Below are 25628 nucleotides of genomic sequence, written 5' to 3'. Positions count from 1 at the left end.
GCGATTATATGCGCTTGCTTCTTTCGTTTCTCTTCGTCCACCATAGCCCTCCTCACTGCTCAGCGTAAAAATTCGCCTTTCCGACAACCGTATCCATCTCGGCAAAGAGATTCTCACCGGGGCACGCGGTCGGCATGAGCTCCCTGTGCCCTATGATGTGGTCGCGGTCAATCGGCAGCCCGTAGTCGGTACAGAGGTTCGCGAGCAGCATAGCAAGGCTCTCGATCTGTGCATCCGTCGGCTCCGCCTCCTCGAAGTTCCCGCACACATGAATCCCGATGGTGTGACTGTTGTGTCCGTAGGCGTGCGCTCCCACTGTCCAGTGCGGACGAGCGACCTCCACAGTTCCATCCTTGCGGATGACGTAGTGGTAGCCGATGCACGTCCACCCCTGCCCTTTGTGACTTGCGTCAATCTCCGCCGCCGAGAGGTCGTCATCCACCGCGTTGCCTGTGTGGTGGATGACGATCTGGTCGGTCACGCGCCGTGCGGTGAGCCGGTTATGGTCGATCTCCAGATAGGTCTCTACGATTGGAATGCGCTCCATGTCATTTTTCTCCTTTCTCATTGGGGCTCTCGCCCGTACTCTTTCCAATGCCGCCTTTGCGGCGTGCCATTTCAACGAGTGCCCCCGCCTCGTCAATCCCCGCGTTCTGCATATTCTCAAGGATTGAAATGAACTCGGTGAGTGAGAGATACCCGATGACAAGTGTCGCGGCAAATGCGGGCGCGTGTGTTTTTCATTTTGTTTGCCCTAGTCCTTTCTCCATGCTATGATTGACGTATCTCGCTCTTTACTTCCAGAAAGGATGACCTCTCATGGGAAAACGGAAACGTACGCCTAAAATTACTGCCTACATTTTTATGAGCCAATGCGACTGGCAAATGATTCTTGACGCCTTATATTTCTACGACACTGAAATCTACGAGTTTGATATTCCTGTCCCAGATCATGGCGTACGCTCTGCGGTTGCGTCCGCTGTTTCAAAATTGAAAAATTCTCCCTTCCCGGATGAAGATAATGCAGTCTCTCCTCTCACAAGAACAGAAATCATCGCAGCATATTACGCCATGCAGTATATTCAAACCGAACTTGACGCTGGGGATCTCGAACTTGACTACCTGCCGGAATCACTGCATGACCTTACTTCTTTCGATTCCTTGAAGTCGCGCCTTGCGGCACATCTTTCGGAACTCGGCATCGTATGGATTTGACACCCTATCAACATAATATAGAGGGTTCACCTCCATAACCTCCTCCAGTTCTTTGGATGAAACTCTCGTAATGAGGCGAACTCTGCGCTCTCCACCTGCCAGAGGCAACTCCTTCATCTCCTCACCTCCTCGCCCGCTCATGCGGGCTGTTTTTCTTTGCCGCCATCGGCGGCAGTCACGTCTGAAAGTTCCCGCTTAAACAAATAAGACAAATCAAACTGTCGAAACATATATTCCTTGATGATAAACGCTTCTTCAACGGTAAAAGCCCCACCGTCCAATTTGTTTGCAACGGTATTTCGATGAACATTCAGTAAACGTGACATTTGCTCTATAGTTACATTATGCGCCGTCATCTGAGCTTTCAAATTTTTATACACGATCCTTCCCCCCTTTTTTATTCGTTTGAATATCTCTATGCTCTTATTATATTCTTTTGAATAATTTTGTCAACAATTTTTTATTCATCTGCATATTTTTTTGTTGACATTTTTGCTTTATTTGCTTATAGTTAAATCAACCTTATTGAAAGGAGTGGGTTTATGGGAATTGGAAACATCCTGTCTGCCTTGATAGATAAGAGAGGAACAAACGTCAACAAATTAGCACAAGAAGCATCTGTCCCGCCCCAAACGTTGTATAGCATGATTCGACGTGACAGCATGAAAGTTGATATTGAGGTACTCATTCGCGTTTGCCATGTTTTAGGTGTTCCTGTCGAATACATATATAACAAGTACAAGGGCAAGGATTCTTCTTCCTATTTCCTCTTTTCCGATCATGAGGTTAACTTGATAACCAAATACCGCGCACTAGACGATGCTGGACGTGAGCTTGTAGACAGCATGATTGACAAGCTGCACGAGCAGCATTTGAGCAAATCCACCAAGTCGTGGGACGAAACTACCGCCTCCTAATCCAATCAAAAAAACCGCCCGATGAGGACGGCTGATAAGAAAAATAACGCCCATAGGGCAACAGCGTGGATGGATCAGTCATGAAATATGAATACCATAAAGCCTATGATGAGGCTGCAAAGGTTGCCGCAAAAATGGCATAAAAAAGACCGCTCCTAGGGCGGCTCGTATTTTTGGAGGTCTGATAATGGATGTTATAGATTTCTTCTCTGAGGAGAGTGTTGATTTACATAACACGCCGGAGCAATTACAACGTCAAGATCGTTTGACAGAACTCAGGGTTATTCAGATTGATCGTGTAGCTGGAACTGGGTTAGTTTATTCCGGTTCAAGGGACTCCGGACATTCTTATGAAACTAGCCTAACGAAATGCAAATGCGTCGATTTTCGTCAGCGACGTTTACCTTGCAAGCATATCTATAGGTTGGCGGCTGAGTTGGGCGTATATCGTTCCATCTCACTGAAGCGCTCGACTGAGTTGATGGCTGATTTTTCCAAAGGCTATGCTGATGGGTGGGCGTTCGTTGTGCGTCCTTGTAATTTCCCATCTCTTGACATTGTATATTCTCTTATCGCCATGAGGCGGGATGGTGTTATTGTTAAAACTACTAAGAATGGAAAGGAGGTCACCGTCAAGGAGAATGTGCTGACGCAGGGCGAAGTGTATAATTTCTCACTCGGTCAAGTCTTTTATTCCGATCCGATTGCGTACGAGGTTCAATGGGGCGATGCTCTGAAAGTTCTGCGCTGCTCTTTACAGATTGATGATGCGTCCCCTTCCTCTGTTGACGTTGAAGTTTCATTCGGTGAAGTCCCCGTCCCGCCAAGTGAAAAACGCCCTCCTCGAAACGGAATCATTCGCCGTTTCTTTCCCTCTTACGGAGATGTTCGATTCTCTCTATATCGTCCCAACGAGGCGCATGATCGCGTCGAAAAGAAGCGGGCTTTTACTTGCCGACAGGATGAATTTCTTCGTCTGCTCATGACTGGGAAGTTCACCGATAAATCCGGCGACACTCACATTATCCTGACAAAATAAAAAAGACCGCCCGCGCTGACAACGCAAACGGTCTTACATGGGCAAGCGATACTGACAATATCGCCGCCCGCCGAAACACCATGAAGATGCTCCGTATGTGCAAATTCATTATAGCACCTTCATGACGTATTTTCCATACGCAAAAATGGCATAAAAAAAGACCGCCCATAGGCGGTAGGAAGGAATGATGATGGACTATAAAGACCCGAACAATCGAGTTCATCTCATAAGACTGCGTTCGCAGACGCTGCGCCGATACTATCATTATATCCATGACCAACTGAGATCCAACTACAAAAAAGCCGCCATCTTTATCTTGTGGCTCGGTAAATATCTTTCCTATCAGCTGAATGAGCAGCGTTTTCGCCCGAACTATAACATCAACTATCGGCGCGGTCAGGTGATTCTCGTCGATTTCGGTTATCGTATCGGCAGTGAGCTTGGCGGGGCGCATTATGCGGTTGTGATGGATGTACGGAGTTCAAAGCATAACAATCAACTGACGGTTGTCCCTCTGCGCAGCAACAAGGGAAAAGATACGCGCTATCTCTCCATCTACACGGTCAATATCGGGACAGAGGTCAAGGATATTCTCAACCGACATAACCACACCACTGCCGATATGTACGATGAGACGATTGCTGATGTCGGACAGATGTGTACGATCAGCAAAATGCGAATCATTACGCCAACAAAGGCAAGGGATTATTTGGCAGGTGAATGTTTATCCGCTTCTGCAATGACCTCCATACAGGATAAAATTCAGTTGTTGTTCTTTGAAAATTGACAAAGTGGTTTATACGGGTTATAATGCAGATACAAAGCGGTCATGAGCCGCAACATCTGATTCATGCTCCACGAGAGCATAAGAAATGACCCGTATGGCGTTATCGTCATACGGGTCATTTGTTTCATCGTTTTTCTTGCCGGAGTCCTTCCCGTACGAGATTTTTAGGAGGATTGTATATGCTGAAAAAAATCGCCCTCGCAACTGTCGCGGCTATGGCTCTGTCCATCGCCACGCCCACGCTTGCATCAGATTACCTCGCAAACACAAAGTCGGGCAAGTTCCACTATGCGGATTGCCGTACGATCAAACACCCCGATGCGCCGCACTTTGTTCACTACGGTTCGCGTGATGAGGCTATTGCCGACGGTTATGAACCCTGTGGTGTTTGTGAGCCGTGACCGAACTGCCTCACATCCGACACGGTTAAACTGGTCGATTTCGACGAGGTTAAAAATGCAATTTGCCAACGTCGGCAAAATGCAAACAAAAGCCGCTCGGTGCTACCAACACCGAGCGGCAGACATGACGCGAATCATGCCCTATTGCACTTACATACTACCATGATTCGCCTCCTTTGTAAACACAAGGAGGTTTTATTTATGTCCAAGATACGCATACGCAAGCGTGGAAATACATTCTCGTACAGTTTCGAGATTGGAAGAAACCCACGCCGCATGAAGGAGAAAGGAGGCTATGTCAACGAAAAGGATGCACGAGAGGCAGGTATCAAAGCCTATGCCGACTGGAAAAGCGGCAATATTGGTATCACGTCGGAGCGCGTGAAGCTGCGTGACTATCTCACCGCATGGCTTGAAAATGTCATGCAGGCGAATCTCAAGCGCAGCACCTATAGCTCATACGAGAGCACCGCCCGCGCACGCATTCTCCCCTACCTTGGTGATCTGAATGTGCAGGACATCCGACCGCGCAATGTGGATGTATGGCTGCGTGAACTCGCAAAGAAGGGCTACGCCTATAAGACGATTCACCTTGCAAAGGCGATTCTCTCTATGGCGATGAAGTACGCCGTCTATCCTGCTGAGCTTATCTCAGCGAATCCGGCAACGGGGATCTCTATCCCAAAGAGCGCCCCGCGTAAGGTCAGGATGCGTACGGTGATCTCCTCGGAGCAGTTCGCCGCCATCCCGCCAACCTGCAAATACTACGGCGCGCTCAAGATTCTGTATCACACGGGGATGCGAATCAGCGAGGTGTTCGGTCTCACATGGGACGATATTAACCTTTCGACGGGGGAAATCTCCATTGAGCGTCAACTTCTCTACACCAGCTATTTTGAGACACCAAAAACGGATACGAGTGAGCGCACCTTCTATGCGGATTCTGTTCTTCTCGCCTATCTGCGCACGCTCAAGTCAGTACAGGCGGCGGATGAGATGCGTCTCGGTGAGGCGTATCAGCTCGCCTACGAGGATACACGGGACAGGCGCAGCCTTGTTCTTCTGCCGAAGAAGCTGCCTCCGCCTGCAGGTTATATCCGCCGCACACTTGTCTGTCTCAAACCGAACGGCGTGCCCTATCGCTACGATCACATCAAGCGAATCTTGCAGCCGCTCCATCTGAATTCACACAGCTTCCGCCATACCCACGCAACCCGTCTCATCGAAGCCGGCGCGAAGCCCGTTGATGTCGCAGCGCGTCTCGGTCATGCGGATGCAACCATTACGCAGAATCTCTATGCGCATGATACAGACAATATGAAGAGAGAGACTGCGCGTATCTTCGACGGCATTGTAGGCAAGTGATACGGTAGACAAACGGTAGACAAATCCATAAATGCAGTTCTGTAAGCCCTTGTATCTCAAGGGTTCAAGGGCTTTCGTTCTGTTTTATTTGTTTTTTTGACTTTTAGCAAGTGCTAATTATAAAGCTTTGAGGAAATCGAAGCTGACGTAGCCGCCTATCGTGCCGAACTCATCGCAGAAAAAGAGGCTGCGTCAGCCTCCTCCTCTGGAAACGCCGCCGCAAAAATGGCATAAAAAAGTTGCCATCGTAGGCGGTTGGATCTATTTACACGTACTTTCTACGTGTAGTATTATGTAGGAGGAATCCTTATGCCGAGAAAAGTGCGTGATCTTTTATGCATCATCAAAGCAGATGGTTGGAAACTCGTTGCGCAAAGAGGTTCACATCGCCAATTCAAGCATCCGACAAAACCGGGACGCGTCACGATCTCGGGACATCGTGAGAGTGATGATGTTTCCCCCGACATAGAGAAATCCATTTTGACGCAAGCAGGATTACTTGACCGTTAAGGAGGTATATACAATGGCACATCTTCCCGATAGCTATACCTACCCCGCTATTCTGCAAAAGACAAACGGACATTACGGTGTGTACTTCCCCGACCTGCCCGGCTGCATTGCAACAGGAGCGACCGCAGACGAAGCCTTTGCCGCCGCAAAAGAGGGGCTTGCTCTGCATCTCTGGGGAATCGAGCAGGACGGCGAGACCATCCCGCAGCCCAGCGCATTTGACACACTTTCAACGAAGCAGGGCGATGTTCTCTGTCTCCTTGATGCGAATATGTTTTCCATGCGCGCCGAGATGAACAACCGCCCCGTGAAAAAGACGCTGACAATCCCGTGGTATCTCAACGAACTTGCCGAGCGTCAGCGGCTCAATTTCTCACAGATTCTGCAAACTGCATTGCGCGAGAGGCTTTCTGTCCAGTCTTGATGTGCACCACTTTCTCTCGGATGGTTGGAGGGCATAAAAAGCCGCCATCGTAGGCGGTAGGAAGGAAGCGGTATGGACATATTCGACTTTGACCGTGCAAAAGATACCGCCATACTGAAAACGATTCAAGAGCGATGTTCCACGCATAACCTCCAATGGACGAATCACATACTTCTGCGTCTCTTTCAACGCGGCGTATCCATCGACGATGTGACGCACGCGCTTGAAACGGGCGAAATTATCGAGCGTTATCCCGAAGACTATCCACATCCAAGCTATCTGATCTTCGGCGTGACGGTAAAGAATGCATGGCTTCATGTTGTTTGCGGCATCGGCATCGATGCTCTTCATCTCATCACCGCCTATTATCCGGATCCCGAACGTTGGGAATCCGACGGAAAGACACAAAAGGAGAAAACACAGTGAACTGCTTTATGTGCAAAGGATCGCTTGAGGAGAAAAAAACCACGTTCATGGTTGACCTCGGAGATCACATCATTATCATCAAGGACGTTCCTTCCTACGTCTGCTCCCAGTGTGGGGATACCACCTATAGCGATGAGGTTGCCCGTGTGCTTGAACAGATTGTCGAATCCCTACGCCACGCTCCGACGGAAATGTCTGTTGTGAACTATGAGCATCGCCCTGCTGGATAACACACGCCGAAAAAGGCTGCATGAACATCCTCCTCTATCGCTGCCGCAAAAATGGCATAAAAAGCCGCCATCGTAGGCGGAAACATATCACTTGCATATCATCGGGGACTTGTGATATAATGTGCTTGGCAAACGAAGCGATCATAATTGACACACGAAAAGCCCCCAAGATTCCAGCTTGGGGGCTTTTCTGTTCCCATATTGCAGGCAGGGTTTAACACCTAGGCTTGTTGCCTTTTTCTCATCCGTCAAGCCATTTGCAGAGATAGTGGCAGACTATCCCCGCCAAAACGGAGAGCATAAACGAATCGATCATTCTTGACACACCTCCTTCCCGTGCCGGTATGGAGGAGGCAACGCATCCAGTATACCATAGTTCAGATCATTCCGCTATACGGTCTAACCGCCTCGCATCCGACACGGTTAAACCGGTCGATTTCGACGTGGTTGGAAATGCAATTTGTATCAAAGAAACCGGTGTTTGTTTTTGTAGGTTTGTCAATCATATGTTACACAAGAGAGAAGCAGAGAAAGAGTCTCACGAGGAGACTTCCATCCGAGGGGACGCATCGGAAAATTGTTATACTCCCTGTTTCTCCGTGCAAGCTGCACCTTGAAATCCTCAAACGAGTAAAACGTATGCGTGGCGTAAAACTCCTCGTTGTCCTTTCGGTGGGAACGCTCTACCTTACCGTTATGCCTCGGTGTATAGGGGCGAATCTTCTGGTGTGCAATGCCAAGACGCTTTAACTCCTTTTCAAACAGCGTTAGATTTTCTTCATCCGCCGCTTGGAAACGCTTGGTAAACTCCGCCCCGTTATCTGTCTGTACTTTATGTATCTTGAACGGGAAACGACGGATGAGCTGCTGCAGGAAAAGCATGGATGAATATGTTGATTGCTCCTTAAATGCCGCAATAAAGCGAAAGCGTGTACATTCGTCAATCGCTGTGTATTGGTACATCTTCTCGCCCTGCTCTTTTGCCTGTCCGACAATGCAGGCGGAGGGAACGACTTTGACATCAATCTGAACTTTTTCTCCGGGGAAGGTTGCCTGCTGATATGGTTTTGGCTGATATACAGGTTTCTTGGGCTTGCTTGTTTTAAGCCCCAGACGTTTCATGCAGCGGTAAAGACCGGCAATGGAGCGTGTATACCCCTTTTTACGCAGGCGCACCCAGAAGCGGACAAGACCCGTATTGGGACGACGTTTGCGCATCCGCCGAATGAGGGCAATCTCTTGATCGGAGTGTTCGTTGGGGTGATGATGGGGGCGTCGCGACTTTGGTGCGAGGGATTTGGGTGTACCATCGTAGCGATTACGCAGTCGATAGATGAACTGGCGATAAGTGCGGTACTTAATGGCAGCCTTTGTGACGCCATGCTGATCTGCATAGGAAAGAATCGCTTGATAATACTTGATGTCCTGTGTTATGCTTTTCATGAGAAAGCCTCCTTTGTGTGTGGTTTGTTTTGCTAGATAGAGCATAACACAAATGGGCTTTCTCTTTTTATTTACTTGTGTAACATATCTATTGTAATCCTACACTTCTAAACCCTTGAAATTAAAGGAGCTCTTTCTAAATCACTTATTTTGTGATAGAATAAAAATGTTTTGGGATGTTTCGGGAGGGTGTGCATGGACGGTGAGAAGAACGGTATGATTGCCTCCCTTGGGACTGCGTTCGTACTGGTCACGGGTACGTCTATGGCACTCATTCTGACGGCATTGCTGCTCACACGCGTGGGAATGCCGTTCGCTGCGGCATACACGGTGACGGTTCTTGCGTGCATATGCGGGACGCTGGCTGTTTCGCGTGCCGGAAGAACACGCATCGCGTTCCCCTCCCCCGCCATTGTCAGTTGGCTGGTTTGTGAGGAGATCATCGCGCATGGTTTTTCCTGGCAGGAAATTCTTGGGATCGCGGCGGCAGTCTCCTGCGCGGGGGCGCTGCTTGCACGCACAAGATACCTCCACAGCTTGACGAGTGCATTGCCGCCGATACTCCGTACGGGACTCGTCCTGGGTCTTGGACTCACGATGCTTCAGACAGCAGCACTCTATGCACGCGTGCTGCTTCCCTCGCCGTGGGCACTCACGATGAGCGGCACGCTCAGCGATCCACTCACCTATTTCACACTCATGGGCATTCTGCTTGTGCTTCTGTTGCATGAGCGGATGCCGCGTGCAGCTCTTCCGCTCGGGATCATACTGATCGGTGTACTCACATGGGTGGAGGGATTCTGGGAGATTCCGAGTGCACCGTTTCTCATCCCGGATCTTGAAGGGACGGCTTTCGCTCTCATGGTTGTACCATCTGACCTGTGTGCGGCTGTAACACTCGGGGGAACGCTGCTGATCGCCCTTTCCGCTGAGAGCATGGCTGTGCTCATGGTAAAAAATGACGATGCGGCGCACCTGTCGCTGGCGCGGCTCTTTACCGTGAGCGGCTGCATGAGCCTGCTCGGTGCATTCCCACTGACAATTGCGCCAATCTCTGCCTCCATTGAGACGGAATACGAGGCGCACCACAAGGAGGGTATACCGCTCACAGCGGTACTCTTTGCACTGCTCCTGGCATTTCTCCTGCCCTGCGCTATACTGATGCAGGCACTTGCAGATTTTCCTGCCATGTCTGCGGTCGCCCTCGCTGTCATGGGGCTGCTGCTCTTGATGCGCGGGATGCAGATGCTGAAATGTACCACGAACTTTACGTTGCGTGAAGGTGCCGTCGTTGCCGCATTTGTCCTCACGGCATATGATATTAAAACAGGGCTTACACTTGCACTTTTTCTCTGGACGCTGCTCACGACCGTGCGCGGAGAAAAAGTACCGCGTATGACAGGCGCACTGACGGCATTCTTTTCTCTTTTTTTTCTGCTCAAATGGATTTTATGATATGGGAGGTTTCTCTTTTGCGAAAGGACAAGGTTTTGCGCGGCACGCTTGCCGCAGCCCTCTCGGGGCTTTTCATTCTGACGACGGCACAGGCGGGTGCACGTCATGCGTACGCTCCCGACACGAATACAAAGATACGCACAGAGCACGGATCGACGGAGATGGGAAATACTGATTTCCGTGCGCGCATCGACAAACTTATGAGGGAAGCAAAAGCGGCGGAAACGGAGCAGAACCGCCCCCATGAACCACTGTTCAGCGTTCCAAAGACACTTTCGGAGTACGACACTGCCATCATCGGTACGCCGCTCGCAAGTCAGGAGCAGTGTGTCAACTATCTCCTCAGTGTGAATCCCCACCCTGCGATCTCGGTCACGCCGCGCGAACTTGTTTCCTACTACTACGAGGAGGGTGCACGCGAGGGCATCCGCCCCGATGTCGCGTTTGCACAGGCACTCAAGGAAACCGGATTCTTCCGCTACGGCGGAACGGTGACCCCCGATCAGAACAACTACTGCGGACTCGGCACAACAAGTGCGACGGTCAAGGGCGCATACTTTGCCACCTCACAGATCGGCGTGCGTGCGCACATCCAGCACCTGCTCGCCTATGCGTCGACACGCCGACCCGTGCAGCCCGTCGTCGACCCCAGATACAATCTCGTCCGCACGGTCTACGGCACGAATACACTTGGAAACTGGCAGGATCTCAACGGACGCTGGGCAGTTCCCGGCGACTCGTACGGTCAGAGCATCCTGTCGATGTTCCGCGCAATCCTGCGCAACTAGGGAAGGAGAACGGAAAGCATGATTACGGTCAACAATCTGAGCCTGCAATTCGGCAAGCGCGTCCTCTACAAGGATGTCAACTTGAAATTTACCCCCGGCAACTGTTACGGCATCATCGGTGCAAACGGCGCGGGTAAGTCCACCTTCCTCAAACTGCTCTCGGGCGACATCGAACCGACGGGCGGTATCGTCGACATCACGCCCGGCGAACGCCTCGCCGTTCTCAAGCAGGATCACTATGCCTATGACGAGGTCGAGGTGCTGCGTACGGTCATCATGGGGCATCCGCGCCTCGTGGAGATCATGGACGAAAAGGATGCACTCTACGAGAAGGCGGACTTCTCCGACGAGGACGGTATGCGCGCCTCGGAGCTTGAGGCAGAGTTTGCCGAACTCGACGGATGGAACGCAGAAACGGAGGCGGCCCAGCTGCTGAGCGGGCTTGGCATCCCCGACGCAAAGCATACGCTCAAGATGAACGAGCTATCTCCCTCGGAGAAGGTGCGCGTCCTGCTCGCACAGGCACTCTTTGGCTCGCCCGACATTCTGCTCCTCGACGAGCCGACGAACCATCTCGATGTGTCCTCGATCAACTGGCTTGAGAACTTCCTCGCGGACTTCCCGAACACGGTCATTGTTGTGTCACATGACCGTCACTTCCTCAATCAGGTCTGCACCTACATCTGCGATGTGGACTTCGGCAAGATCTCCCTCTTCGCCGGCAACTACGACTTCTGGTATCAGTCCAGTCAGCTGGCACTCCAGATGGCAAAGGACGCGAACAAAAAGAAAGAGGAAAAGATCAAGGAGCTCCAGACCTTCATCCAGCGGTTCTCGGCAAATGCCTCGAAGTCCCGTCAGGCGACTTCACGCAAAAAGCTCCTTGAGCGCATTACCCTCGACGACATCAAGCCCTCCACGCGCCGCTATCCCTACATCGCCTTTACCCCCGACCGCGAGGCAGGCGATCAGCTCCTCACGGTGGAAGGTCTCTCAAAGGAGGTCGACGGTCGTCAGCTCTTCAAGAATGTCAGCTTTACCCTCAAAAAGGGAGACAAGGTCGCCTTTGTAGGACCGAACGGCGCGGCAAAGACCATGCTGTTCAAAATCCTCATGGGTGAGGAAGAAGCCGATGAAGGCACGTTCAAATGGGGTGTGACGACGACACAAACCTACCTTCCCTCGGACAACAACGCGTATTTCGATGATGTCAAACTGAATCTCGTCGACTGGCTGCGCCAGTATTCGAAGGATCCGGACGAAACATTTGTGCGCGGTTTTCTCGGGCGTATGCTCTTTTCGGGCGAGGAAAGTCAAAAGCGTGCCGAGGTGCTCTCCGGCGGCGAGCGCGTGCGCTGTATGCTCTCACGCATGATGCTCTCAGGCGCGAACGTCCTCGTCTTTGACGAGCCGACCGACCACCTCGACCTCGAATCCATCACCGCTCTCAACAATGGACTGATGTCGTTCAGCGGTACGATCCTCTTTGCCTCGCGTGACCACGAGTTCACGCAGACGGTCGCGAACCGCATCATCGAGATTACCCCCGTCGGCGTCGTTGACCGCATCTCGACCTACGATGAATTCCTCAGCAACGAGACCGTGAAGCAGCAGCTTGCGGAGAAGTACAAAGCGGCGGAGTGATTCCTTAAGGAATCGCTGATAAAATGAAGTCCGTCAGATTGGCATAGATTTTTCGTCCGAACAAGAAGGCAAACCGGACGCATAGCAAGGGCTATGTGGAGGATTTGCCGACACAGTGCGAGCAAAAAAGATACGTCAAGATGGCGGCGCTGAATTTATCAGTGCTTCCTTAATACAGGAAACAGATCGGAAACATGCCGTATGTTGCTCCTAAGCGAACCCTAGTGAAGTAAGTGAGTAAAGTGCGCGGTACGCTCCGTCGGATTTCTTTCGTTCAAGCGAAGCGCGTTTAAGAAGTCCGACGGTATTTAAGCGTACAAGCGCACGATCACTTACGCAACGAGGCGTTCGCGTGGAGCACATCGGCATAAATTCTAAACTGAGAGGGTGAGATCATGCTTGGCACACTCTTACAGGGCACGGAGAACAAAAACGCCGCCCTGCGTCTGCGCGAGATGGTGACCGTTCTACGCCGTCATGACATTGTACACGGTCTGACCCCCGTAAAACTGCGTGCCATCTTCGAGGATCTTGGTCCCACCTTTGTCAAATTCGGGCAGATCATGAGTATGCGCCCCGACTTTCTTCCGACGGAGTACTGCGATGAACTCATGAAGCTCCAAACGGGTGCACGCCCCCTCCCCTTCCCCGTCATCCTCTCCATCGTCGAGCAGGAATACGAACGCGAATGGAACAAGGTCTTTCGCTCGATTGACAGCACACCGCTCGGCTCTGCGAGCATCGCACAGGCGCATCGTGCGCGTCTGGCAAACGGCGAGGATGTCGTCATCAAGGTGCAGCGTCCCGGCATCCACGAGATTATGCGCATGGATCTCACCCTCATGAAGCGTGCCGCGACCATCATTCGGCTGGTCAGCCGCGATGATGTTGTGGATTTTCGGACGCTGATGGATGAGATGTGGAACATCGCAAAGCAGGAGATGGACTTTCTCATCGAGGCAGGTCACATTGAGGAGTTCGCGCATTTGAACCGCGACAATCCTTTCATCTCCTGTCCGCGCGTCCTGCGCGATCTCTCCACACAGCACATTCTAGTGATGGAGTACATCGACGGCATCCCCCTCGATCAGACCGATGCCCTGCACGCAGCTGGCATCAATGTCACGCAGATCGGTCGGAGACTCGGCGAGAACTACGCCAAACAGATCATCGAGGACGGATTCTTCCACGGCGACCCGCATCCCGGCAACATCCGCGTGCGCAACGGGACGATTGTCTGGCTCGATCTCGGCATGATGGGTCGTCTCAGCAACCGCGACCGTACGGCACTGCGCCGTGCAATCCTCGCTCTTGCGACGCACGATACATTTGAGATGAAGGCTGCAGTCCTTGCCCTTGGCATCGTACGGGGACGCATCAACCACGCACAGCTCTATCAGGACATTGACGTAATGATGGAGCAGTACGGCACTCTTGATTTCACGGACGTACACATGGGCGTGCTGACGAATCAGATCCTCGGCATCCTGCGCGTGCACAACATCGGTTGTCCGAGCGGACTTGCCATGTTTGCACGCGGTGTCATGACCGTGGAGATCGTCATGCGCCGCTGCGCTCCCGAGGTCAGCTTCCTTGAGATCTTTGCACGCAGCCTCTCACTCAGCATCGTACAGGGAATGACATGGCGCGAGGGACTTGCAAAAGCACGGCAGGAAGGCATCATGCTCCTGCGCAAATCCGCCCGGATTCCCGAGCAGCTCGCCGATCTCCTCAAGATGACGATGAGCGGACAGGCAAAGCTCAACATCGATCTCACCGGATCGGAGGAGCCCGTTCAGCGTCTTGACAAGATGATCAACAAACTCATCATTGCCCTTCTCTGCGCTGCACTTCTCATTGCATCGAGTACGATTTGTACGACGGATATGAAGCCGCAGATCGGCGGCATTCCGTTCCTCGGTATCCTCGGCTATCTCATCGCATTTATTTTAAGCCTTCGGCTCATCTGGGACATTCACAAGGGAGTGTAGAGTATGCGCGGTATACGCGGCGCCATCACAGTCAGGCGCAATGAAAAGGAAGAAATCTGGCGGGCGGCACAGGAACTGATCACCGAGCTCCTCCATGCAAATTCCATTACCGCCGGAGACATTGGCGCGGCGATTTTCAGCGCGACCGAGGAACTGACGGCAGCATTTCCGACGGCAGGCGTGCGTCGGCTCCCCGGTTTCGATCTCGTTCCGCTCTTTGACGCACGTCAATGCGCCATCGAGGACAGTCTGCCGTCCTGCATTCGCGTCCTTCTCCTCGTCAATACGGATGCGGCACAGGCGGACATTCATCACGTCTATCTGCGGGAGGCGGCAAAACTCCGCCCCGATCTGGAAAGCTGAACGCAATAAAAAAGCACCGTTGATACGGTGCTTTTTTATTGTATATGACAGGAAGGACGTTCATTCAGCGCTGACGCATCCATGCAGGAATATCGATGATGTCCGTCCCCGACGTTCCGGTGTTCGGCTCGACGACATTCATACGACGATTGTTTGCCGCACTGCCGAGGTTCGGCGGTACGATTGCGGCGGCAGGACGTGCCTGCGGCTGCGACTGACCGGGCTGCGCTGCCGCGGTCTTGGAGGCGGAAACACTGCTCATCCCCGGCATGGAGATCCAGTCCGCACTTAGCCCTGTATCCGTACTGCCGGCTGCACCGCTCTCCGAGAGGCCGAAGCCCGTCGCTACGACGGTGACACGCACACTGTCCTCAAGATTTTCATCAACGGCAACACCCCAGATGATATTCGGCTGACTGACGTTCGTTGCGTTCATAATCATGCTGGAGAGCCAATCCGAAGCCTCGCCGACTTCAAGCATACTGAGCGTCTTTGCACCCGTAAAGTTCATAATGACGGAGGTCGCCCCCTCGATGCTCGTCTCAAGCAACGGTGACTCGATTGCCGCCTTTGCCGCCGCAACGGACGCACCTTCGCCGCGCGCCTCGCCGATGCCCATGATCGCCGCACCGCCATTCGACATCGTCGTCTTGACATCCGCAAAGTCGAGGTTGATAACCCCCTGATTTGTAATGAGGTCGGTGATGCCCTTGACCCCCTGCCAGAGGACATTATCAACCTTGCTGAACGCCTCGGTGACCGGCGTGCTCTTGTCGATGATCTTCATGAGGCGGTCGTTTGGAATCGTGATGATGGTGTCGACATGCTGCTGCAGATTCGAAATGCCGGACTCCGCGTTGCGCGCACGCGCCATCCCTTCATAGGAAAAAGGCCGCGTTACAACCGCAACGGTGAGTGCGCCGAGCTCGCGTGCACACTCCGCGACAACGGGAGCTGCGCCCGTCCCCGTGCCGCCACCCATGCCGGCAGTGATAAAGACCATGTCTGCGCCGCGCAGTGCCTCTACAATCTTCTCACGGCTCTCCGTCGCAGCCGCCTCCCCGATCTCGGGACGTGCACCCGCTCCGAGCCCGCGCGTACGCTTTTCACCGATCTGAATGCGCATTGCAGCCTTCGACTGCAGAAGTGCCTGTGCATCTGTATTGATTGCAACAAACTCGACCCCCTGCAAGCCGGAGTCGATCATATTATTTACCGCGTTACCGCCGCCGCCGCCCACACCGACAACGATGATCTTTGCGAGTTCCTCAAAGTTATCATCCATTTCGAACACAGCTTCAGCCTCCATATCGTGTCTGTATCATGCTGATCTATTAAAAAACAATAATTATCCTCGCATATTTTACCATGAAAATCAATATATTTCCATAGCAGACAGAGTTTTTTCGATAAATTTATTGTGCGCCGTCACGGTAGTCCTTGAGCAGATAGCGGCGCAGGATCGCAAGGTTTTTGAAAATACGGAAGCCAAATGCGAGCAGCGCAACGTAGTAGAGGTCGATACCGAGACGGTCGCCGATAAAGACGAGCGCCGCCGCAAGCAGTGTATTCGAGAAGAAGCCCGTGACAAAAACGTGCTTGTCAAAGCGTTCCGCCACAGCCGCCCGAAGGCCGCCGAACGCCGCATCCAGTGCGGCGACGAGTGCGACAGAAAAGAGCTTCGTGTAGGCAAGCGGGATAACGATCGGACTGTTATATCCAATGACAAGACCGATGATCAAACTGACCATGACGATGTAGATCATTTGCTTCCCTCCTCGCGTTCTTCCGTCTCACGTGCATAGCTCTGACGGATGCTCCCGCGATAGGGCGGAATGTAGACATCATCACTGGCCGTTATATCGAGCTGGATGCCCCAGACACTTAGCGTCTCAACGACACCACCGCGCATTCGCAGGGAGTTCTCAAGCGACTTTTTGTCACCGATGGCACGCACCTCGAACGGTGCGGAGGAGCGCACATTGTTCACGGAGAGCGTCGGTCCTGCACAGCGGATCTCGGAGATGCCCGTGAGACGCTGACCGTTGACGGAGATCGCCTCCGCTCCCGCTGCACGCAGTTCGTTGATGACGCGCAGGAGATCGTCATCATGAATGACGTAGAGGTTTGGATTCTCGCCCGCCTTGACAGGTTTTGCACTGTCGTCCATGCGCACGATCACCCCTTCCCCCTCAAGAGGCACAAGTGCGGCACGGTAGCGCAGCAGCTCCTGATCCTGCACATTTCCCTTGTCCGCAGCTGCTGCCTGCATTTTGCGCAGTTCCTCACCGAGCTCGTCGCGTTCATGCTCCGTCTGGAGCAGACGGTCGGAAATCTCCTCAATGCGCTGCTGCGAAAGACTTCCCTTTCCATCCCGTGCCGTCCGGAACTGCACGGCGATCATAAAGCCGATGAGGATACAGACGAGGGCGATAAGCCACCCGCCCTGCCAAAATTGTTTCATTTATTTCCCTTCTGTGATCTTATCCGCGAGTTTAATGAACGGTGCATCATAGCTGAAATCGACATACTCCACCGTATGACGCGTCGTCTTTTGATCCTGCAAAAAATCCTGGGTCAGCCCCGCCTTTTCGGGAATGTGTTCGAGCTGCCCGAGACGAATCGGCAGAGCCGACTTGGTATAGGCGACAACGGCAGACGGCACGGTGATATTGACCTCGGAGATCTGCCCGATGTCCGCCGGATCAATCTTGGCAAGAAACGCAATCACATATGTGATCTGCGCATTGTTGTTGTCATCCCCGATGTAGAGATCCCGCAGCCGCACCCCTGTAATGATCGGAATATCCGCCCCCTTGAGCGACCGATAGCTCGCGATAACCTTGCCCTGTCGGTCAAAATCCAGATAACCGTAGTCGCAGGCGACCGTCGCCACAGGAACGCGCTCAACAATCTCCATCTCGATCTTGTTCGGCAGCTGCCGCCGCACAACGGCAGACTCAATACGCAGATCATGAAGGAGATTCGTCGTCATGGTATCCGTCTGCAGCTCAAAGAGCCGTGCACCGTACCGAATGCGTGCGATCTCGCAAAGCTCAGCCTCGTCCAAATGCACGTTGCCGTGCACGACGAGTTGCTGAAAGGTGAAGAGCGGCGAGTAGATGAGGGCGGCGATTACAGCAGCAGCACCAAGGAGATAGAATGCCCCCCTCAGAATGCGGCGTGAACTCATCGGGGGTACCCTGCCATCGCCAGGATTTTCTCACAGAGCTCGGGGAACTCGATGCCGATCGCACGCGCGGCATCGGGCACCAGAGATGTCGCCGTCATGCCGGGCACGGAATTGACCTCGATCGCATACGGCTGCCCATCTTCGCTCAGCATGACATCCAGACGCGCCACCCCGGCGCAGCCACACGCACGGAACGCACGCACGGCGAGCTCCTGCACGGCAGCCGTGCACTCCGGTGAAAGCTGTGCCGGCACGATGTGCGCCGATGCGCCCGGGGTATACTTGCTCGCGTAGTCGTAGCGTCCCGAGGTCGTTGTGATCTCGATGACGGGCAGTGCCTGTGCATCCGACGATGTACCCCAAACAACAACAGTAAGCTCGCGCCCACGGATAAACTCCTCGATGAGCACCTCGCTGCCGTAGGAGAATGCCTCGTCGATTGCGCGCTGCAAATCCTCCTCCCGTGTCACGATGTAGACACCGATGCTCGACCCCTGCTCGGGTGCTTTGACAACAACAGGAAGATCAAACTCGGCACGCACACGCTCTGTCATACGCGCGTCCCGCTCTCCCGCATGGAGACAGAGGAAACGCGGTGTTCTGATCCCCTCTGCACGGAAGATGCGCTTTGCCGACAGCTTGTCCATGGTAAGTGCCGCTGCACGGACACCCGAACCCGTGTAGGGGATGCCAAGCATATCGAGCGTCCCCTGCAGAATACCGTCCTCACCGTACTTCCCATGCAGTGCGTTGAACACGATCGCGGGATTCAGCTTTTGAATCTCCTCGGCAAACGTCGTTGGTACGAGCTCCATGCCGATGGCTGGATAGTCCTTCGCCCGCAGTGCCTCAAGGATTGCAGCCCCCGAGCGGCGAGAAACTTCCGCTTCGGTGGATGTGCCGCCCATAACAACGACAATCGGCCGCTCCCCTGCGCCTGCCGTCCCATTTTTCAGCTGCTCCACAAGCGTTTCCCCAACCTCCAGGATGTTGCCCGCCCCCATGGTGATGACGAGATCGCCCGCACGGACATGCTGTGCAAGATAGCGTTCGAGGTCGGCACGCTCCGGCAGATAGACCGCATCCTGTCCCGTCTGCTTTGCGACCTCCTCCATCAGCGTCTCGCCGCTGACGCCCGGGATCGGAGCCTCACCCGCCGCATAGACATCGGTAAGGATGAGCAGGTCAGCGGCGGCAAAACATCCGCCGAACTCCGTACGCAGGAGGTTCGTGCGCGAGTAGCGGTGCGGCTGGAACACACAGATGAGCCGCGCGGGATTTGTCGCACGCGCCGCCGTGAGCGTCACGGCGATCTCCGTCGGGTGGTGGGCATAGTCGTCCACGACCCAGACGCCACGCTCCTTGCCCTTCGTCTGGAAGCGGCGTTTCGCCCCGTGGAAGCCCGCAAGCGCGTCCTGTATCTGTGCAAAGCCGACGTTCGCAAGGCGTGCGACGGCGATGCACGCAAGCGCATTGAGGACGTTGTGCCGCCCGGGGATGTTGAGCGAGATACGCCCCAGCTCCGCGCCGCGCTCGAATACGGTGAAGGAGATGATTGATCCGTGCGTCTCGATGTCTGCTGCACGATAGTCCGCCTCCTGATCGATGGCATAGGAGATCACGCGCCGTTTCGTCTCTGCCGCAAGCGTTCGCAAAATTTCATTTTCAAAGCAGAGAACTGCCGTCCCGTCCTCATCCACCTGATTGATGAAGGTGCGGAATGCCTCGATGATCTTCTCCATTGTGCCGTAGTGATCCATGTGATCGTCCTCGACGTTCGTCACCACAGCGACGTGGGGGCGCAGCTTTAGGAAAGAGCCGTCGCTCTCATCCGCCTCGGAAACGAGATAGCGACTCGTGCCGAGCTTTGCATTCGTGCCGAGGTCAGGCACCTCGCCGCCGACAATGATGGTCGGAGACACACCCACGCGGTCGAGCGTCACGCCGATCATGGAAGTGGTCGTCGTCTTGCCGTGCGAACCCGCGACCGCGATGCCGTCATACGCGTTGACGAGCGCGGCGTTGATGTCCGAACGGTGCAGCTTCGGAATGCGCAGATCCCACGCTGCGATCACCTCGGGATTGTCATAGGGAATCGCCGTGGATACAACAATCGCATCTGCACCGCGCACATTCTCCGCACGCTGTCCGTCCGTCCATACGCGTGCGCCGAGACGCACAAGCTCCTCGATGATCGGCGATGTCCCCTGATCGGAGCCGGACACCTTGTAGCCGAGCAGGAGGAGAATCTTTGCGAGCGGGCTCATCCCTGCGCCGCCGATACCGACAAAATGTATGTTGTGAATCCCCTTCAAATCCTTGAGCAACGCTCTCACCCTTCTTTACAAATCCGCAGCGCAAGCGCTGCAATTTCCTCTGCCGCCTCGGGTTTTCCAAGACTCCTCATCGCCGCCGCCATATCCGCGCGACGTGCATCGTCCGCAAGCATCCTCCGTAGTGCCTCTCTGAGCACATCTCCGCTCAGGTCACGGTTGAGGATGACCTCTGCCGCGCCCGCCGCCTCCATCGCACGCGCATTCTTCTCCTGATGGTTCTCCGCTGCGTACGGATAGGGAATGAGGATCGCGGGCACCCCCCGTGCCGCAAGCTCCGCAAGCCCCGTTGCGCCCGCGCGAAAGACGGCGACATCCGCCATCGCCATAGCCTCGGGCATATTGTAGAGATACGGCAGGACACGCAGATGCGGATGCTCCTCAAGTCGTACACCCGCCCTGCGAATGCGTGCGAGCGTGTCCCCATGCTCGTCCGCCCCCGTCACATGGAGGTACTGCACTTCCTGCTGCTCTGCCGCGTGCGCGATGACCTCGACCATCGCACGGTTGATCGAACGCGCCCCACGGCTGCCGCCCGAAACGAGCACCGTCTTTTTCAGCGGATCGAAACCAAACGCCCTTGCTCCCTCCGCACGCGTCGCTGTCAGCACCTCGGGGCGGATCGGATTGCCGGTCACATACGTCTTTTCCTTCGGAAATACACGCTGCGCATCCTCCATGCCCACGGCGATTGCCGTCGCAAATTTTGCGAGGATGCGGTTCGTCACACCCGCAAAGACATTCTGCTCCTGTACGAGGGTCGGCACGCCCGCAAGGCTCGCCGCAAGCAGGATCGGTCCCGCGACATAGCCACCCGTCCCGATGGCGACATCGGGACGGAATCCGTGTACAATACCGCGTGCACGCGCAACCGCACGCAGAGCACGCCACGCACGTCCGACATTTTCAAGCGACAGTTTTCGCTGAAATCCTGCGAGATCCATCGCGATGAAGTCAATGCCCTCACGCGGCACAATATCCGCCTCAAGTCCGTTTTTTCCACCGACATAGAGGATGCGTACGGACGGCTCGCGCCGCTGAATCGCACGGATGATCGTGAGCGCGGGATAGATGTGTCCGCCCGTCCCGCCGCCAGATACGATGATGTTCATAGTTCGTTCACGATCCTCTTGAAGTCGCGCCCGCGCTCCTCGTAGCCACCGTACATATCAAAACTCGCACACGCGGGCGAGAGCAGGACGGTCTGCGGCACTGCGGCAATGTCATGCGCGATCCGCACCGCTTCCTCCATATGATAGCCCGCACGATGAATGTGCTCCGCTGCAATCCCGGCTTTCAATGCCGCCGCCGCGAACCGTTCCGCTGCGTCCCCGACAAGGATCAGCTCGTCCACGCGCGCGTATACGAGTGCCATAAACTCCGTGAGATCGGTCAGCTTGTCGTCGCCGCCCGCAATCAGGATGATATGTCCGACGAACGCCTCAAGTGCCTTGATCGCCGAGTCCGTATTCGTCGCCTTCGAGTCGTTGTAATATCTGACACCGTCCACGGTGCGCACAAACTCGATACGGTGCTCCACACTCTTGAACGCGCGCAGCACGGGACGCATCTCGGCGGGCGTCACGCCAGCGAGAAATGCCATCGCCGCCGCCGCGAGCGCGTTCTCGATGTTGTGTCCGCCCGGAATGCCGAGTTCATCCGTCCGAATCAGCACGTGTTCCGCACCGTCCCAGCGGATGACGATCATGCCGTCCGCACGCACGGTCGCCCCCTCCGTCAGTTCCTCACGGCGGCTGAAGAAGCATACTTTGCCCTTTGCACGCTCCGCCATACCGCGCGTATGCGGGTCGTCATAGTTCAGCACGAGGAAGTCGGCCGCCGTCTGCGCGGCAAAGAGCTTTTCCTTCATCGCCTGATAGACCTCCATCGAGCCGTGACGGACGATGTGGTCGGGGGTTACGTTCAACTCAGCGACGATATGCGCGTGAAAATGCGTAGTCGCCTCCATCTGATAGCTTGAGATCTCCGCCGCGATTGCGCCGTCCGCAGGAGTTTCCTGAGCCACGTCGATCAGTGGAACGCCAATATTGCCGCCGACACCGACCGCAGGAAAATGTGCGCGCAGGAGTTCCCCGAGCAAGGTCGTTGTCGTAGTCTTGCCGTTCGTCCCCGTGATGGCATAGATGGGCGCAGACGCAATCTCACCCGCAAGCTCCACCTCTGTCGTGACACGGATGCCACGCTCTCGCGCTGCGCAAACGAGCGGGATGCGCTCGGGCACGGCGGGCGAAAGGACGATGAGATCCGTACCGTCCAGAAGTTCTTCCCTTTGTGCACCAAAGACGCAGGAAATTCCCTGCGCCCGTAAAGCCTCAATATGCTGCTGCGTTACCGCATCTTTTTCCGCGTCCGCCTCATCCTTCGCATCCGAGAGCGTCACGCGCGCGCCCGCCGCCGCAAGGTATTTTGCCGCCGCGAAACCGCTGATGCCCGCCCCGATGACGAGCGCAGACTGATTGTGATAGGACAATTCCCCGTGTCCTCCTTATATATGATGTATAAAAAATGGATTCATGCGATACTCCAAAGCAAACCCTAGTGGAGCAAGCGAGTAAAGTGTGCGTTTCGCCCCCTGCGGATTTCTTTCGTTCAAGCGCAGCGCGTTTAAGAAGTCCGCAGGTATTTAGGCGAATAAGCACACGATCGCTTGTGTAACGAGGTGTTTGCGTAGAGTACGCAGGTGTATTCTTTCACGAAAGCAGCACCACAATCCATGCGAGGAGTGCCCCCGCCGCGCCGACTGCCCAGAACGTATAGACCACGCGCGTCTCACTCCATCCGCCAAGTTCGAAGTGGTGATGAATCGGGCTCATGCGAAAGATGCGCTTGCCACGCGTCTGGAACGAAACGACCTGCAAAATCACGGACAGTGCCTCGCAGAAGAATACGAATCCCACGATGGGCAGCAGCAGCTCCGTGTGCGAGAGAATCGCCACACCCGCGAGTGCGCCGCCGAGTGCAAGCGAGCCCGTGTCCCCCATAAAAATGCGTGCCGGATGATGATTATACCACAAAAAACCGATACATGCACCAATTATCGCCGTGGAAAACGCCATCAGCCCGCTGTCCGTGCCGTACATCAGCACCGCATAGAAAAGTGCCGCCACGGCGACCGTTCCCGAGGCGAGCCCGTCGAGCCCATCCGTCAGATTGACGGCGTTCGACGTACCGACAAGCACAAAGATGACAAGCACATAGTAGAGGATGCCGATGTCGATCCGCTCCCCCATGAGCGGTATCCACACGCTCGTATCGTGGGCGAGCATCGTACTCCCGATGAAGATCGTAACAAAGGCGATGATGAGCTGCCCGAGCAGCTTCTGATAGGCACGCAGCCCGAGATTGCGCTTCTTGACCACCTTGATGTAGTCGTCCGCAAAGCCGAGCAGGAAATGCCCGAGGAAGATGAAGAGCGCGAGCAGCGTCGTCACCGTGAGCGGCGCAAAGAGCAACGTCGCCGCTGTCACGGCGAGCACGATCATCACACCGCCCATCGTCGGCGTTCCACTCTTTGCCTGGTGGCTCGCGGGACCCTCCGCACGGATGCTCTGTCCGTATTTCAGACGGTGCAGCATGGGGAGAAAGTAGACCCCGCTAAAGAGAACCATCGCCAGTGCCGTCACAAAGGTCAGCAGAATGCGCAGCTGCGGCGATAGAAGGTCTAAGAGATGTTCCATCAGTACCCCGCTTCCTCACCCGTCAGGAGGGCAATGACCGCTTCCATTTTCATGCCACGCGACCCCTTGAAAAGAACCGTGTCCCCGTCCCTGAGAAGCGTGCGCAGATGCTCCGCCGCCGCCTCATGTGTCTCAGCGTGACGGCAGACGGGACAGCCCGCCGCCTCTGCCGCCGTATGCATCCATCGGGACTGCGCTCCATAGGTCACGAGTGCCGCAAAACCGAGCTCCGCCGCGCGGCGGCCAATCCTGCGGTGCGCCTCCTCGGCAGCATCGCCGAGCTCTAACATATCACCGAGCACGGCAATTTTGCGTCCCTCATAGAGATTTGCCGTCGTCTCAAGTGCCGCCGCCATCGACGACGGGCTTGCATTGTAGGCATCGTTGATGAATGTCCATGCGCCGACCTCATGCACCTCATAGCGCATCTTGGTCACCGCGAGCCGCCGCAGCCCCGTCTGCATCTCCTGCGGCGTATAGCCGAGGACGAAGCCCGCCGCGAGCGCCGCGAGCGCATTGCTGACATTGTGCCGTCCCACAAGTGGAATGCTGTAGTCGTGCCGCTCGTTGTTCCACGTCACCATGAACTGTGAACCGTCCGATGTCAGACGCAGTGCCTCGCCACGCACGTCGGCGTCTGCGCCGATGCCGTAGGTCAGGACGCGCACACCATCCGCCGCAAGGGAGCGCATCGCCACAACGCGCGCATCGTCCGCATTGAGGATGACCGTCCCGCCCGCAGGAATCGCCTGCACGAGCTCCGCCTTTGCCTTTGCAATGTTTTCGATCGAGCCGAGCAGCTCCATGTGCACCTCGCACACATTCGTCACAATGCCGATTGAGGGAGCGGCAACGGGTGCGAGTGCAGCGATCTGCCCCAACCCGCGCATACCGATCTCCACAACGGCGGCAACGTCCCCACCCGTCATGCCGAGCAGGGTCAGCGGCAGCCCGACCTCATTGTTGTAGTTCGCCGCCGTACGGCAGACCGTACCGCGTGCCGAGAGCACCGCCGCCGTCAGATCCTTCGTCGTCGTCTTGCCGTTCGAGCCCGTGATTGCGACGACGGGAACGCCGAATTTCATGCGCCACGCGTGTGCGATTGCCTGATACGCGGCGAGGGTGTCGGACACCGTAAGAACTGCGCCCTTTGCATTCTTCAGAAACTTTTCCACCGACTTGGAAAGCGGCGCACCGACCAGAACCGCCGACGCTCCTTTTTGGAGCGCATCTGCCGCAAACTCCGCACCGTCGAAGTTCTCCCCGCGCAGGGCGATGAAGAGGTCTCCCGTCTCGATTTTCCGCGTATCCGTCGTGATCTTGGGGATGGCATCATTGCCGCGCAGCTTCCCGCTGTGCACCTTGGCATTGGTCGCTACCAGCACATCGTTCCATGTCAGTTCCAT

At 54.9% G+C, this 25628-nt stretch carries 28 protein-coding genes; 16 read left to right on the top strand and 12 right to left on the bottom strand.

Annotated features, from left to right (window positions below; translation table 11 throughout):
- Window positions 1–52: 52 nt before the first annotated feature.
- A complete protein-coding gene (locus QU667_RS03990; protein ID WP_304988401.1) occupies window positions 53–547 on the bottom strand; it encodes a peptidoglycan recognition protein family protein in 495 nt (164 codons plus the stop codon).
- 272 nt (window positions 548–819) lie between these two features.
- On the opposite strand from QU667_RS03990, the gene QU667_RS03985 reads away from it, so the two are divergent.
- Complete coding sequence (locus QU667_RS03985) at window positions 820–1215, top strand: hypothetical protein (protein ID WP_304988035.1); 396 nt, start codon at window positions 820–822, stop codon at window positions 1213–1215.
- Window positions 1216–1352: 137 nt separating this feature from the next.
- On the opposite strand, the gene QU667_RS03980 is transcribed toward QU667_RS03985, so the two are convergent.
- Window positions 1353–1595 (bottom strand): hypothetical protein, encoded by a 243-nt coding sequence (locus QU667_RS03980; protein ID WP_304988034.1) that lies wholly within the window; start codon window positions 1593–1595, stop codon window positions 1353–1355.
- Between the two features lie 162 nt (window positions 1596–1757).
- Here QU667_RS03980 and QU667_RS03975 point away from each other — a divergent pair, with 162 nt between their 5' ends.
- From QU667_RS03975 to QU667_RS03935, 9 genes are all read left to right on the top strand, one after another.
- Window positions 1758–2132: a helix-turn-helix domain-containing protein gene (locus QU667_RS03975; RefSeq protein WP_304988033.1), complete on the top strand. Its 375-nt coding sequence runs from the start codon at window positions 1758–1760 to the stop codon at window positions 2130–2132.
- A gap of 187 nt (window positions 2133–2319) precedes the next feature.
- Window positions 2320–3171, top strand: coding sequence for a hypothetical protein (locus tag QU667_RS03970; RefSeq protein ID WP_304988032.1), 852 nt, complete (start codon window positions 2320–2322; stop codon window positions 3169–3171).
- A 184-nt stretch (window positions 3172–3355) separates the two neighbouring features.
- Window positions 3356–3958 carry a type II toxin-antitoxin system PemK/MazF family toxin gene (locus QU667_RS03965; RefSeq protein ID WP_304988031.1) on the top strand — a complete coding sequence of 201 codons (603 nt, stop codon included), beginning with the start codon at window positions 3356–3358 and terminating at the stop codon, window positions 3956–3958.
- A 179-nt stretch (window positions 3959–4137) separates the two neighbouring features.
- Complete coding sequence (locus tag QU667_RS03960; protein ID WP_304988030.1) at window positions 4138–4359, top strand: nuclease; 222 nt, start codon at window positions 4138–4140, stop codon at window positions 4357–4359.
- A 201-nt stretch (window positions 4360–4560) separates the two neighbouring features.
- Window positions 4561–5724 (top strand): tyrosine-type recombinase/integrase, encoded by a 1164-nt coding sequence (locus QU667_RS03955; RefSeq protein ID WP_304988029.1) that lies wholly within the window; start codon window positions 4561–4563, stop codon window positions 5722–5724.
- Between the two features lie 309 nt (window positions 5725–6033).
- Complete coding sequence (locus QU667_RS03950; protein ID WP_304988028.1) at window positions 6034–6234, top strand: type II toxin-antitoxin system HicA family toxin; 201 nt, start codon at window positions 6034–6036, stop codon at window positions 6232–6234.
- Between the two features lie 13 nt (window positions 6235–6247).
- Window positions 6248–6658, top strand: coding sequence for a type II toxin-antitoxin system HicB family antitoxin (locus tag QU667_RS03945; RefSeq protein WP_304988027.1), 411 nt, complete (start codon window positions 6248–6250; stop codon window positions 6656–6658).
- Between the two features lie 72 nt (window positions 6659–6730).
- Window positions 6731–7084 (top strand): DUF4258 domain-containing protein, encoded by a 354-nt coding sequence (locus QU667_RS03940; protein ID WP_304988026.1) that lies wholly within the window; start codon window positions 6731–6733, stop codon window positions 7082–7084.
- Window positions 7081–7314 carry a type II toxin-antitoxin system MqsA family antitoxin gene (locus QU667_RS03935; protein ID WP_304988025.1) on the top strand — a complete coding sequence of 78 codons (234 nt, stop codon included), beginning with the start codon at window positions 7081–7083 and terminating at the stop codon, window positions 7312–7314. The genes QU667_RS03940 and QU667_RS03935 overlap by 4 nt, the downstream gene beginning before the upstream one ends.
- Window positions 7315–7812: 498 nt before the next feature.
- Here the strand turns inward: QU667_RS03935 and QU667_RS03930 are convergent, their stop codons facing one another.
- Window positions 7813–8757 carry a DDE-type integrase/transposase/recombinase gene (locus QU667_RS03930; protein WP_304988024.1) on the bottom strand — a complete coding sequence of 315 codons (945 nt, stop codon included), beginning with the start codon at window positions 8755–8757 and terminating at the stop codon, window positions 7813–7815.
- Window positions 8758–8952: 195 nt separating this feature from the next.
- On the opposite strand from QU667_RS03930, the gene QU667_RS03925 reads away from it, so the two are divergent.
- From QU667_RS03925 to aroH, 6 genes are all read left to right on the top strand, one after another.
- Window positions 8953–10212 carry a nitrate reductase gene (locus QU667_RS03925; RefSeq protein ID WP_304988023.1) on the top strand — a complete coding sequence of 420 codons (1260 nt, stop codon included), beginning with the start codon at window positions 8953–8955 and terminating at the stop codon, window positions 10210–10212.
- A 17-nt stretch (window positions 10213–10229) separates the two neighbouring features.
- Complete coding sequence (locus tag QU667_RS03920; RefSeq protein ID WP_304988022.1) at window positions 10230–11000, top strand: glucosaminidase domain-containing protein; 771 nt, start codon at window positions 10230–10232, stop codon at window positions 10998–11000.
- Between the two features lie 18 nt (window positions 11001–11018).
- Window positions 11019–12644 (top strand): ABC-F family ATP-binding cassette domain-containing protein, encoded by a 1626-nt coding sequence (locus QU667_RS03915; RefSeq protein WP_304988021.1) that lies wholly within the window; start codon window positions 11019–11021, stop codon window positions 12642–12644.
- Window positions 12645–12691: 47 nt separating this feature from the next.
- The gene (locus QU667_RS03910; protein WP_304988400.1) at window positions 12692–12817 is read left to right on the top strand and encodes a secretion protein HlyD; all 126 of its coding nucleotides are present in this window, start codon (window positions 12692–12694) and stop codon (window positions 12815–12817) included.
- 222 nt (window positions 12818–13039) lie between these two features.
- Window positions 13040–14635, top strand: a complete 1596-nt coding sequence (locus tag QU667_RS03905) for an ABC1 kinase family protein (RefSeq protein ID WP_304988020.1) — start codon at window positions 13040–13042, stop codon at window positions 14633–14635.
- 3 nt (window positions 14636–14638) lie between these two features.
- Complete coding sequence (gene aroH, locus QU667_RS03900; RefSeq protein WP_304988019.1) at window positions 14639–14998, top strand: chorismate mutase; 360 nt, start codon at window positions 14639–14641, stop codon at window positions 14996–14998.
- A 64-nt stretch (window positions 14999–15062) separates the two neighbouring features.
- Here the strand turns inward: aroH and ftsZ are convergent, their stop codons facing one another.
- The 9 genes from ftsZ to QU667_RS03855 form a co-directional block, all read right to left on the bottom strand.
- Window positions 15063–16307, bottom strand: coding sequence for a cell division protein FtsZ (ftsZ, locus tag QU667_RS03895; RefSeq protein ID WP_304988018.1), 1245 nt, complete (start codon window positions 16305–16307; stop codon window positions 15063–15065).
- Window positions 16308–16413: 106 nt separating this feature from the next.
- Window positions 16414–16764, bottom strand: coding sequence for a small basic family protein (locus QU667_RS03890; RefSeq protein ID WP_304988017.1), 351 nt, complete (start codon window positions 16762–16764; stop codon window positions 16414–16416).
- Window positions 16761–17462 carry a DUF881 domain-containing protein gene (locus QU667_RS03885; protein ID WP_304988016.1) on the bottom strand — a complete coding sequence of 234 codons (702 nt, stop codon included), beginning with the start codon at window positions 17460–17462 and terminating at the stop codon, window positions 16761–16763. The genes QU667_RS03890 and QU667_RS03885 overlap by 4 nt, the downstream gene beginning before the upstream one ends.
- Window positions 17463–18191, bottom strand: a complete 729-nt coding sequence (locus tag QU667_RS03880; RefSeq protein ID WP_304988015.1) for a cell division protein FtsQ/DivIB — start codon at window positions 18189–18191, stop codon at window positions 17463–17465.
- Complete coding sequence (murC, locus tag QU667_RS03875; RefSeq protein ID WP_304988014.1) at window positions 18188–20518, bottom strand: UDP-N-acetylmuramate--L-alanine ligase; 2331 nt, start codon at window positions 20516–20518, stop codon at window positions 18188–18190. Before murC ends, QU667_RS03880 begins: the two co-directional genes overlap by 4 nt.
- A gap of 5 nt (window positions 20519–20523) precedes the next feature.
- Window positions 20524–21636: an undecaprenyldiphospho-muramoylpentapeptide beta-N-acetylglucosaminyltransferase gene (gene murG, locus QU667_RS03870; protein WP_304988013.1), complete on the bottom strand. Its 1113-nt coding sequence runs from the start codon at window positions 21634–21636 to the stop codon at window positions 20524–20526.
- Window positions 21633–23015 carry a UDP-N-acetylmuramoyl-L-alanine--D-glutamate ligase gene (murD, locus tag QU667_RS03865; protein ID WP_304988012.1) on the bottom strand — a complete coding sequence of 461 codons (1383 nt, stop codon included), beginning with the start codon at window positions 23013–23015 and terminating at the stop codon, window positions 21633–21635. The genes murG and murD overlap by 4 nt, the downstream gene beginning before the upstream one ends.
- Before the next feature lie 220 nt (window positions 23016–23235).
- Complete coding sequence (gene mraY / locus QU667_RS03860) at window positions 23236–24222, bottom strand: phospho-N-acetylmuramoyl-pentapeptide-transferase (RefSeq protein ID WP_304988011.1); 987 nt, start codon at window positions 24220–24222, stop codon at window positions 23236–23238.
- The gene (locus QU667_RS03855; protein ID WP_304988010.1) at window positions 24222–25628 is read right to left on the bottom strand and encodes a UDP-N-acetylmuramoyl-tripeptide--D-alanyl-D-alanine ligase; all 1407 of its coding nucleotides are present in this window, start codon (window positions 25626–25628) and stop codon (window positions 24222–24224) included. The genes mraY and QU667_RS03855 overlap by 1 nt, the downstream gene beginning before the upstream one ends.

The organism is Selenomonas dianae, from assembly GCF_030644225.1.
Classification (GTDB): domain Bacteria; phylum Bacillota; class Negativicutes; order Selenomonadales; family Selenomonadaceae; genus Centipeda; species Centipeda dianae.
Note: the sequence above shows the minus strand (reverse complement) of the source record. Positions and strands in the feature narration are given on the sequence as shown.